10 protein-coding genes are annotated in these 11024 nt (G+C 64.3%); 1 reads left to right on the top strand and 9 read right to left on the bottom strand.

Features of this window, described 5'->3' with window-relative positions; translation table 11 throughout:
* Positions 1-71 precede the first annotated feature (71 nt).
* Positions 72-527, top strand: coding sequence for a DUF721 domain-containing protein (locus PMI38_RS19645; protein WP_043273978.1), 456 nt, complete (start codon positions 72-74; stop codon positions 525-527).
* A gap of 47 nt (positions 528-574) precedes the next feature.
* Here the strand turns inward: PMI38_RS19645 and lpxC are convergent, their stop codons facing one another.
* From lpxC to murD, 9 genes are all read right to left on the bottom strand, one after another.
* Positions 575-1486: a UDP-3-O-acyl-N-acetylglucosamine deacetylase gene (gene lpxC / locus PMI38_RS19640; protein ID WP_008097600.1), complete on the bottom strand. Its 912-nt coding sequence runs from the start codon at positions 1484-1486 to the stop codon at positions 575-577.
* Positions 1487-1598: 112 nt separating this feature from the next.
* Positions 1599-2795 carry a cell division protein FtsZ gene (gene ftsZ, locus PMI38_RS19635; RefSeq protein WP_008097598.1) on the bottom strand — a complete coding sequence of 399 codons (1197 nt, stop codon included), beginning with the start codon at positions 2793-2795 and terminating at the stop codon, positions 1599-1601.
* Between the two features lie 55 nt (positions 2796-2850).
* Positions 2851-4113, bottom strand: a complete 1263-nt coding sequence (gene ftsA, locus PMI38_RS19630; RefSeq protein ID WP_008097595.1) for a cell division protein FtsA — start codon at positions 4111-4113, stop codon at positions 2851-2853.
* Between the two features lie 14 nt (positions 4114-4127).
* On the bottom strand, positions 4128-4997 hold the full coding sequence (locus tag PMI38_RS19625) for a cell division protein FtsQ/DivIB (protein ID WP_008097593.1): 870 nt from the start codon (positions 4995-4997) through the stop codon (positions 4128-4130).
* A 6-nt stretch (positions 4998-5003) separates the two neighbouring features.
* Entirely contained in the window at positions 5004-5960 is a 957-nt protein-coding gene (locus PMI38_RS19620; protein ID WP_008097590.1) for a D-alanine--D-alanine ligase, read from the bottom strand.
* A complete protein-coding gene (gene murC / locus PMI38_RS19615) occupies positions 5957-7405 on the bottom strand; it encodes a UDP-N-acetylmuramate--L-alanine ligase (RefSeq protein ID WP_008097588.1) in 1449 nt (482 codons plus the stop codon). The genes PMI38_RS19620 and murC overlap by 4 nt, the downstream gene beginning before the upstream one ends.
* On the bottom strand, positions 7398-8477 hold the full coding sequence (murG, locus tag PMI38_RS19610) for an undecaprenyldiphospho-muramoylpentapeptide beta-N-acetylglucosaminyltransferase (RefSeq protein ID WP_008097586.1): 1080 nt from the start codon (positions 8475-8477) through the stop codon (positions 7398-7400). The genes murC and murG overlap by 8 nt, the downstream gene beginning before the upstream one ends.
* Complete coding sequence (gene ftsW / locus PMI38_RS19605; protein ID WP_008097584.1) at positions 8467-9681, bottom strand: putative lipid II flippase FtsW; 1215 nt, start codon at positions 9679-9681, stop codon at positions 8467-8469. Before ftsW ends, murG begins: the two co-directional genes overlap by 11 nt.
* Entirely contained in the window at positions 9678-11024 is a 1347-nt protein-coding gene (murD, locus tag PMI38_RS19600) for a UDP-N-acetylmuramoyl-L-alanine--D-glutamate ligase (protein ID WP_008097582.1), read from the bottom strand. Before murD ends, ftsW begins: the two co-directional genes overlap by 4 nt.

The following is an 11024-nucleotide window of genomic DNA, read 5'->3' as shown; positions in this document are numbered from 1 at the left end:
TGCCGGCGATAGGGCCGGTACCGTCACCAGAGATGTTAAACTGCCAATCTTGTAACCTCATGCGTACCCCCATGGCCTTCAAACCCTCCCCTGCCCAGCCGCCGTCCGCCCTGTTGCGCCAGGTTCGCCCATTGCGCCTGCTGCTCAACCAGGCCGAACGACTGGCCCACCTGCAACGCCTGCTGGAAAGCCAGTTGCAACCGGCTGCCCGCGAGCACTGCCATGTGGCCTCCTGGCGTGATGGCACCTTGTTGCTGGTGGTCACCGACGGGCACTGGGCCACTCGACTGCGCTACCAGCAGAAACGCCTGATGCGCCAGCTCCAGGCCCTGGAAGCGTTCGGCAACCTGCAGCGCATCCTGTACAAGGTGCAGCCGCCGCTGGTGCCGGCCAAGCGTGGCGGCAACACCACGGCGTTGTCGGTCAATGCCGCCGAAAGCATTCGCGATTCCGCCGAGGGCATTGCCGACCCCAAGTTGCGCGAAGCCCTTGAACGCTTGGCCGCCCACGCCAAGGGCAGCAAATAAAAAAGGCCACCCGAAGGTGGCCTCAATGAACTAGAGAGTGTTCGAACTTACACGGCCGCAACAGGGCGCATGTACGAGATCGGTGCCGTGCTGGCATCTTCGAAAGTGACCACTTCCCAGGCATCGGTTTCAGCAATGAGCTTGCGCAGCAGCTGGTTGTTCAGCGCGTGCCCGGACTTGTAGCCCTTGAACTCGCCGATCAAGCTGTTGCCCAGCAGATAGAGGTCGCCGATGGCGTCGAGGATCTTGTGCTTGACGAATTCGTCTTCATAGCGAAGGCCGTCTTCGTTCAGCACGCCGTCTTCGTCGACCACGATGGCGTTTTCGACACTGCCGCCCAGCGCAAGGTTGTGCTTGCGCAGGTACTCGATGTCACGCATGAAGCCGAAGGTGCGAGCGCGGCTGACTTCCTTCACGAACGAGGTGCTGGAGAAGTCGACGCTGGCACTCTGGGTACGGCCGCTGACGACCGGGTGATCGAAGTCGATCTCGAAGCTCACCTTGAATCCTTCGAAAGGCAGGAAGGTAGCGCGCTTGTCGCCGTCCTCCACCGTCACTTCGCGCAGGATGCGGATGAACTTCTTGGCTGCGTCCTGTTCTTCCAGGCCAGCAGACTGAATCAGGAATACAAAGGGACCGGCGCTGCCATCCATGATCGGCACTTCCGAGGCGGAGAGCTCGACGTAGGCGTTATCGATGCCCAGGCCCGCCATGGCGGAAAGCAGGTGCTCGACCGTATCGACCTTGACGTCACCGTTGACCAGCGTGGTGGACATGGTGGTCTCACCGACATTGGCGGCGCGCGCCGGGATTTCGACCACAGGGTCGAGGTCGGCGCGACGGAAAACAATGCCGGCATCGACAGGCGCAGGCTTGAGGGTCAGGTAGACCTTCTCCCCGGAGTGCAGGCCGACGCCTGTGGCACGGATGGTATTCTTCAGGGTGCGTTGTCTAATCATGGCATTGGCCGCTTCAGCGCTAATTGCGAACAGGTATCAACAAAGGCTAGGGATGATAACAGACCCGGCCTTTGCTGAATACCAATCACCCTTATACCCCTGATAAATTCCATTAATCGGCCTGACGACGCAGGAAGGCCGGGATATCCAGGTAGTCCAAGTCATCCTGAGGGTTGAGTTTAGCTGCCGCAGCGGCACCTGCATGCGCCTGGTTGCGCATGACGGTCGGGCGCTCCAGGTCACGGTAGTTGACTGCTGGCTGCTCCTGGCGGGACGGGGCCGGGTTAGAGGCCTCGTAAGCCTGCTGAGCGGTCTGCAGGGTGTTGTCGACTACCTTGACAGGCTTCTCGATGCGCGCGCCCAGACCGGTGGCTACCACGGTCACGTGCAGTTCGTCGCGCATGTCCGGGTCGATCACGGTGCCGACCTTGACCATCGCGTGGTCGGAGGCGAAGGCTTCGATGATGCTACCCACGTCGGAGTACTCACCCAGCGACAGATCAGGGCCTGCGGTGATGTTCACCAGGATGCCGCGGGCGCCCTGCAGGTTGACGTCTTCGAGCAGCGGATTGCGAATCGCCGCTTCCGTGGCTTCGCGAGCACGGTTCGGGCCGCTGGCGCAACCGGTACCCATCATCGCCATGCCCATCTCGCCCATCACGGTGCGCACGTCGGCGAAGTCGACGTTGATCATGCCCGGGCGCTTGATGATGTCGGAGATACCGCGAACGGCACCGGCCAGCACATCGTCAGCCTTGGCGAAGGCGGACAGCAGGCTGGCATCCTTGCCCAGGATGGTCAGCAGTTTCTCGTTGGGGATGGTGATGAGCGAGTCGACGCTCTCGGCCAGCATGCGGATGCCTTCATCGGCGATCTGCATACGTTTGCGACCCTCGAACGGGAACGGACGGGTCACCACCGCAACGGTGAGGATGCCCATTTCCTTGGCCACTTCGGCGATGATCGGCGCCGCACCGGTACCGGTACCGCCGCCCATGCCGGTGGTGATGAACACCATGTTGGTGCCCTGCAGCACCTCGGCGATGCGCTCACGGTCTTCCAGCGCGGCCTGGCGGCCGACTTCCGGATTGGCACCGGCACCCAGACCTTTGGTCACGCCGGTACCCAGTTGCAGGATGGTGCGTGCGCCGATGCTTTTCAGCGCCTGGGCATCGGTGTTGGCGCAGATGAATTCGACGCCTTCGATGCTGCTCTTCACCATGTGGTTGACGGCGTTGCCGCCGCCACCGCCGACGCCGATCACCTTGATGACCGGGCTTTGCGGGACGTTGTCTACGAGCTCGAACATTTTCCCTCTCCTTACAGTTCTCTAGTTGTCGCGCCTACCACTACTGCTTTGAAACTTAGAAGTTGCCCTGGACCCACCGCTTGAAGCGTTCAAGCACTGGGGCCTTCGGTTCATCGCCATAGCTGTTGTTGCTGCTGTTGCTGTTACCGGTCAGTACCATGTCCTCGGACTGCTTCAGCAGGCCGTAGGTGAGCAGGCCCACGCCGGTGGAATAGATCGGGTTGCGCACCACGTCGCTCAGCCCCCGAACGCTGTGCGGTACGCCGAGGCGTACCGGCATGTGGAAGATTTCCTCGGCCAGTTCAACGGCGCCTTCCATTTTTGCGGTGCCGCCGGTGAGGACGATGCCGGCTGGCACCAGGTCCTCGTAGCCGCTGCGGCGCAGCTCGGCCTGGATCAGGGTGAAGAGCTCGTCGTAACGTGGCTCGACCACCTCGGCCAGGGCCTGGCGCGACAGCTCGCGCGGCGGACGGTCGCCTACGCTCGGCACCTTGATGGTTTCACCGGCACCGGCCAGCTTGGCCAGGGCGCAGGCGTAACGGATCTTGATTTCCTCGGCATACTGGGTTGGCGTACGCAGCGCCATGGCGATGTCGTTGGTCACCTGGTCGCCGGCAATCGGGATCACCGCGGTGTGGCGGATGGCGCCTTCGGTGAAGATGGCGATGTCGGTGGTACCGCCACCGATGTCCACCAGGCACACGCCCAGTTCTTTTTCATCGTCGGTCAGCACCGAATAGGCCGAGGCCAGTTGCTCGAGGATGATGTCGTCGATTTCCAGGCCGCAGCGGCGCACGCATTTTTCGATGTTCTGTGCAGCATTGACTGCACAGGTCACCACGTGAACCTTGGCTTCCAGGCGCACGCCGGACATGCCCAGCGGCTCGCGCACGCCTTCCTGGTTGTCGATCACGTAGTCCTGCGGCAGGGTGTGCAGCACGCGCTGGTCGGCCGGAATGGCCACGGCCTGGGCGGCGTCGAGTACGCGCTCCAGATCAGCCACGCTGACCTCGCGGTCGCGGATGGCGACGATGCCGTGGGAGTTCAGGCTGCGAATGTGGTTACCGGCAACACCCACGAACGCCGAGTGGATGCGGCAGCCGGCCATCAGCTGGGCTTCTTCCACCGCACGCTGGATCGACTGCACGGTCGACTCGATGTTCACCACCACACCCTTCTTCAGGCCGCGGGACGGATGGGTGCCGATCCCCACGATCTCCAGGGTGCCGTCTTCGCCCACTTCACCCACCAGCGCCACCACCTTGGAGGTGCCGATGTCCAGCCCGACGATCATTTTGCCGCTATGCGCGTTTGCCATGGTCCTGTCTCTCTCTAATTCTTCGCAACGGCGGGTTGGGCCGTCGTCGGTGCGTTCGGTTCCCGCCAACCAACGGCAAGTCCGTTGGAATAACGCAGATCAATGCGGGCGATGTTGGTGATCTGCTCTTTGAGTGTCTTGTCGTAAATGGCAATGAAACGGCGCATCTTCTCCACCAGATGGTCGCGCCCCAACAGCAGCTCGATACCTGGCCCGGCACTGCTTGCACCGGTGGTCAGGAACCAGCTGCCCCGCTCGCGCAGCTCCAGGCGAGCGATGGAAAAGCCCAAGGGGCGCAGCATCTGGCTCAATACCTGATACTGCTGCATGACTTGTTGCTGAGCGCGCTGCGGCCCGGCCAGCTGCGGCAGGTGCTCGTAGTTGGCCAGCTCGCGCGGGGTAAAGGCCTCGCCCTGGTTGTTGAGCAAGGCCTCATCACCCCAGCGCGCTACCGGCAACTGTTCTTCCAGGCGGATCACCACCTCGTCCGGCCACACCCGGCGCACTTCGGCGTGGGCGATCCATGGCATCTGCTCGAGCTCTGCGCGCATCGCCGTGAGGTCGACGCTGAAGAAGCTCGCCGCCACATAGGGCGCGATCCGCTGCTGTACCGACTGCTGGCTGATGTAGCTGAGGTCGCCCTGCACGTCGATCTTGTTGATGGGCCGGTCGGCGTAGGGCATCAGCCGGACAGCGCCCTCGTAGGCACCAAAGCCGGCTGCCACCAGCAGCACCGGCCACAGCAGGCGCTTGAGGCCACCCAGGCTTGGCCGCGGCAGGCGCGCCGATACGGGCTCGTCAGCCACCAGTCGGCTGGCACCGCGCGGCACCGGCTTGCTACGGCCGGTAACGGGTTGCTGCTGACGTATCATTGCGCCTTGCATGGTTCGTTAACCTCGCGTCGCTACGCTGTCGGCCAGGATCGCCAGCACCAGTTGCTGGAAGTCCAGGCCGGCCGCGCGGGCCGCCATGGGCACCAGGCTATGATCGGTCATGCCGGGTGCGGTGTTGACTTCGAGCAGCCAGAACCGGCCCTGCTCGTCCTGCATCACGTCCAGCCGCCCCCAGCCTTCGATGCCGATGGCATCGCAGGCGCGCGCGGTCAGGGCGATCAGTTCCTGCTCCTTGACACTGTCCAGGCCGCACGGGATGCGGTACTGGGTGTCATTGGCGATGTACTTGGCGTCGTAGTCGTAGAACACGTGCGGCGTACCCAGGGCGATCGGCGGCAGCACCTGGCCTCGCAGAACGGCGATGGTGAACTCCGGGCCGTGAATCCATTGCTCGACCAGAACTTGCGAATCGTACTTGGCGGCATCCTTCCAGGCGGCGACCAGCTCTTCCACGCTGTTCACCTTGGCCATGCCGATGCTGGAACCTTCATGGGCTGGTTTGACGATCAACGGGAAGCCCAGTTCCGCGCCAGCGGCAATACAATCGTGCTCGCTGGCCAGCACCGCGTGACGCGGGGTCGGAATGCCCAGGCTCTGCCACACCTGCTTGGTGCGCAGCTTGTCCATGGCCAGGGCGGACGCGAGGATGCCGCTGCCGGTGTAAGGGATGCCCAGGCACTCGAGCAGGCCTTGCATGCTGCCGTCCTCACCGCCACGGCCGTGGAGGATGATGAAGGCGCGGTCGATCTTCTCGCTTTGCAGGCGGGCCAACAGGTCGTCGCCCACATCGATGGCGACAACGTCGACACCGGCGGTGGTCAGTGCATCGATCACGGCGGCGCCGGATTTCAGCGACACCTCACGCTCGGCACTCTTGCCACCGTAAAGCACGGCAACGCGGCCGAAGGCTTTCGCATCGAGGGTGGAATGCAGCTTGTCGTAGGCGCTGGTCATTTCGACTTCTCCTGCTTGGCGCCTGCGAACAGCGGGCTTTTCATCAGTTGCGGGGCCAGGCCACCGACATCACCGGCGCCCTGGCACAGCAGGATGTCGCCGGCGCGCAGCAGCGGCTGGACCAGCGGCGCGAGCTCCGCGCCACGTTCGATGTAGATCGGGTCGAGCTTGCCGCGCTGGCGGATGCTGTGGCACAGCTGGCGGCTGTCGGCGCCCGGGATCGGCTCTTCGCCGGCCGGGTACACCTCCATCAGCAGCAGCACGTTGGCATCGCCCAGCACCTGCACGAAATCGTCGTACAGGTCGCGGGTGCGGCTGTAGCGGTGCGGCTGGTAGACGATGACCAGGCGGCGGCTCGGCCACCCGCCACGCACGGCCTTGATCACTGCCGCCACTTCGGTCGGGTGGTGGCCGTAGTCGTCGACCAGCATCACGCTGCCGCCTTCGACCGGCAGCTCGCCGTAGACCTGGAAGCGTCGGCCGACGCCCTGGAAGCCGGACAGGCCCTGGACGATGGCTTCGTCGCTGATGCCTTCGTCGGTAGCGATGGCGATGGTAGCCAAGGCATTGAGCACGTTGTGGTTGCCGGGCATGTTCACCGAGACGTCCAGCGGCTCGCGGTCACGGCGCAGCACGGTGAAGTGGGTCTGCATGCCCTGCTGACGCACATTGATGGCGCGGATATCGGCCTCATCGCTGAAACCGTAGGTGACGGTCGGGCGCTTGACCTGTGGCAGGATCTCGCGCACCACCGGATCGTCCAGGCACATCACGGCCAGGCCGTAGAACGGCAGGTTGTGCAGGAACTCGACGAAGGTTTTCTTCAGCTTGTTGAAGTCACCTTCGTAGGTGGCCATGTGGTCGGCGTCGATGTTGGTGACCACGGCAACCATCGGCTGCAGGTGCAGGAAACTGGCGTCGCTCTCGTCGGCCTCGGCGATCAGGTAACGGCTGGTGCCCAGCTGCGCGTTGGTGCCGGCGGCGGTCAGGCGGCCACCGATGACGAAAGTCGGGTCCAGGCCACCTGCAGCGAACACCGAGGCGAGCAGACTGGTGGTGGTGGTCTTGCCGTGGGTGCCGGCCACCGCCACGCCATGGCGATAGCGCATCAGCTCGGCGAGCATCTCGGCGCGCGGCACCACCGGAATACGCCGCTCGAGGGCGGTGGCGACTTCCGGGTTGGCCGGGTTGATGGCACTGGAAACCACCAGCACGTCGGCGTTGGCAGCGTTCTCGGCACGGTGGCCGACGAAGATCTCGGCGCCGAACGACTCCAGGCGCTCGGTGACCGGCGAGACCTTGAGGTCGGAACCGGACACTTCATAGCCAAGGTTCAGCAACACTTCGGCGATGCCGCACATGCCCACGCCGCCGATACCGACGAAGTGGATGCGACGGATGCGGCCCATCTTCGGCTGGGGCATGGCTTTCTGGCTTTCAACCATGGGCCACCTCCAGGCAGATATCGACCACGGTGCTGGTTGCAGCAGGTTTGGCCAGGCGCCTTGCGGTGCCAGCCATGGTGTTGAGTTTCTCGGGTTGCATCAGCACCTCGTTCAGGCGTTCAGCGAGTTGCGCTGCGCCAGTTGTCGCTTGTGGCATGAGGAAGGCGGCGCCTTCCCGAGCCAGATATTGGGCGTTGTGGGTCTGGTGGTCGTCGATCGCATGGGGCAAAGGCACCAGCATCGAAGGCAGGCCAGCCGCCGCGAGTTCGCTGACGGTCAGGGCACCGGCACGGCACACCACCATGTCGGCCCAGCCATAGGCGTGGGCCATGTCCTTGATGAACGGCTCTACCTGAGCCTCGACGCCCGCTTCGTGATAACGCTCGGCGGTGATCGGCGCGTGGTTCTTCCCGGCCTGGTGGAACACCTCGGGACGCAGGCCTGCAGGCACCTCGGACAGGGCCTTAGGCAACAATTTGTTCAATGGTTCCGCACCGAGGCTGCCGCCCATGACCAGCAGGCGAGCACGGCGCTCGGCCAAGGGCGCGCGCTGCGCGTCCATGAACAGCTCCGGGCGCACCGGGTTGCCGGTGGTACGCAGCTTGTCGCTGGCCTGGAAAGTGCCGGGGAAAGCTTCGCAGACTCGCGCCGACAACGGCACCAGCAGCCGATTGGCGGTACCTGCGCGGGCATTCTGTTCGTGAATCACCAGCGGCACGCCACACAAGCGTGCGGCCACGCCGCCGGGGCCGGTGACGTAGCCGCCGAAGCCCACTACGCAGGCCGGCTTGAGCTGGCGAATGATGCGCCGTGCCTGCAGCACGGCCTTGACCAGGGTAAACGGCGCCTTGAGCAGCGACAGCTTGCCCTTGCCACGCAGGCCGCTGACCTGGATCAGGTGCAGCGGCAGGCCTGCCTGGGGCACCAGTTCGTTCTCGATGCCACGTGGCGTGCCCAGCCAGTGCACGCTGTAACCGCGGGCCTGGAATTCACGGGCACAGGCCAGAGCCGGGAACACGTGGCCCCCGGTGCCGCCGGCCATGATCAGTACGTTCTTGCCGTCAGCGGCCATGACTGGTCTCCTCGGCAAAATCACTTTCCTTGAATTCGTGTTCCTCGCTGCCCAGGTGCGTGCGACTTTCCCATTCGATGCGCAGCAACAAGCCCACGCAAGCGCAGCAGATCACCAGCGAACTACCGCCGTAGCTAAGGAATGGCAGGGTCAGGCCCTTGGTCGGCAGCAGGCCGACGTTCACCCCGATGTTGATCAGGAACTGACCGATCCACAGGAACGCCAGACCAAACGCCATGTAGGCGGCAAAGAACTGCTTGGCCTTCTCGGCCCACAAGCCGATATACAAGGCGCGCACGGTGACGAAGACGAACAGCCCGACGGTCACCAGCGAGCCGACCACGCCCAGCTCTTCGGCCAACACCGAGAACACGAAGTCGGTGTGCGCTTCAGGCAGGTAGAACTGCTTCTGTACGCTGTTGCCCAGGCCCACGCCCAGCCACTCGCCGCGACCGAAGGCGATCAGCGCCTGGGTCAACTGATAGCCGGAGCCGAACTGATCGGACCAGGGGTCGGTGAAGGTGATCAGGCGCGCCATTCGGTAGGGCTGCGCCTGGACCAGGACGAACACGGCGACCACCGCCAGCACCACCATCAGGCTGAAGCGGAACAACCCCACCCCGCCGAGGAACAGCATGGCCGCCGCAGCGCCCATCATGACTACGGTGGCACCGAAGTCGGGTTCCATCAGCAGCAGGCCCGCCATCGGCAGCAGCACGATGAACGGCTTGAAGAAGCCCATCCAGCTTTCGCGCACCTCGGTCTGCCGGCGAACCAGGTAGCCCGCCAGGTAGATGACCACGAAGACCTTGGCGATTTCCGAAGGCTGAACGTTGAAGAAACTGAAACCGATCCAGCGCATCGAGCCGTTCACTTCACGGCCGATGCCGGGTACCAGCACCAGCACCAGCAGGCCGAAGGCGCCGACCAGCATCATGAAGCCCATGCGCTGCCAGGTGGCGATCGGCACCAGCATGGTGGCGCCGCAGGCGACCAGCCCGATGAACACGTAAACCAGGTGGCGGAACATGTGGTACAGCGGGTTGCCGGACTGTACCGCGGCCACTTCCGAGGACGCCGAGGTAATCATCACCAGCCCCAGGCCGAGCAGTGCCAGGCAGCCAGCCAGGAAGGCGAAGTCGAGGTCGATGCCACGGCCGCTGATCAGCGGCGACGGGTAGGGCTTGAGGATGCCGAAGATCATGCCAGCCCTCCCGCCGCCTGGGCGAACAAGCGCCCACGCTCTTCGAAGTTCTTGAACATGTCGAGGCTGGCGCAGGCTGGCGACAGCAGCACGGCGTCGCCTGGCTGGGCCAGCTCGGCGCATTGCTGGACGGCCTCATCCAGGGTCTTGACCCGAACCTGCGGCACGCCATCGCCCAGCGCTTCGGCCAGGCGTTCGGCATCACGGCCAAGCAGTACCACGGCGCGGCAGAAGCGTGCCACCGGCTCGCGCAGGGCCGCGAAATCGGCGCCCTTGCCGTCGCCACCGGCGATCAGCACCAGCTTGCCTTCGATGTCCGCGCCCAAGCCTTCGATGGCCGCCAGCGCGGCGCCCACATTGGTGGCCTTGGAATCGTCGTACCAGTTCACGCCGTTGCGCTCACGTACCCACTGGCAACGATGGACCAGGCCAGCGAACTCGCGCAGGGCTTCGAGCATCGGCGCGAACGGCAGGCCGGCAGCATGGCCCAGGGCCAGGGCGGCCAGGGCGTTGCTCTGGTTGTGCGCGCCGCGGATTTTCAGCTCGCGGGCCGGCATCAGGGTCTGGAACTCGAAAGCCAGGTGTTTCTCGCCATCGACTTCGCGCAGGCCAAAGGCCTTGAAGTCGGGTGCATTGAGACCGAAGGTCCAGCACGGGCGGCCTTCAACCGGCAGCGGCCGGCTCAGCGCGTCCTGGCGGTTGACCACCACCTGACGGGCACCCCGGAAGATCCGGTGCTTGGCCAGGTGATAAGCGGGCAAGCCGCTGTAGCGGTCCATGTGGTCTTCGCTGATGTTCAGCACGGTGGCCACTTCAGCGTTGAGCTGATCGGTGGTTTCCAGCTGGAAGCTCGAAAGCTCCATGACATACAGCTCGATATCATCCGCGAGCAAGTCCAGGGCTGGCGTGCCCAGGTTGCCGCCGACGGCCACACGCTTGCCAGCCTTGGCTGCCATCTCGCCGACCAGGGTGGTCACCGTGCTCTTGGCGTTGGAACCGCTGATGGCAATGATCGGGGCCTTGGCATGACGGGCGAACAGCTCGATGTCGCCAGACAGCTTCACGCCGCGTGCCGCAGCCTGCTGCAGGGCCGGTGTGGCCAGGGCCAGGCCGGGGCTCACGTACAGCTCGTTGGCGCGGCACAGGAAGTCTACGTCAAGTTCCCCACAACGCACTTCCACCTGCGGGTAATCACGGCGCAGGGTTTCCAGTTCCGGCGGTTGCTCGCGGGTGTCGGCGACCGCAAAGGCAATGCCCCGGTTCGCCAGGAAGCGAACCAGGGACATGCCGCTCTTGCCGAGGCCGACAACGATGCGGAATTGGTCGGAAGCGATCAGTGACAC

Source organism: Pseudomonas sp. GM84, from assembly GCF_000282535.1.
Classification (GTDB): domain Bacteria; phylum Pseudomonadota; class Gammaproteobacteria; order Pseudomonadales; family Pseudomonadaceae; genus Aquipseudomonas.
The sequence above is the reverse complement of the archived record's forward strand: the minus strand, read 5'-3'. Positions and strand labels throughout refer to the sequence as shown.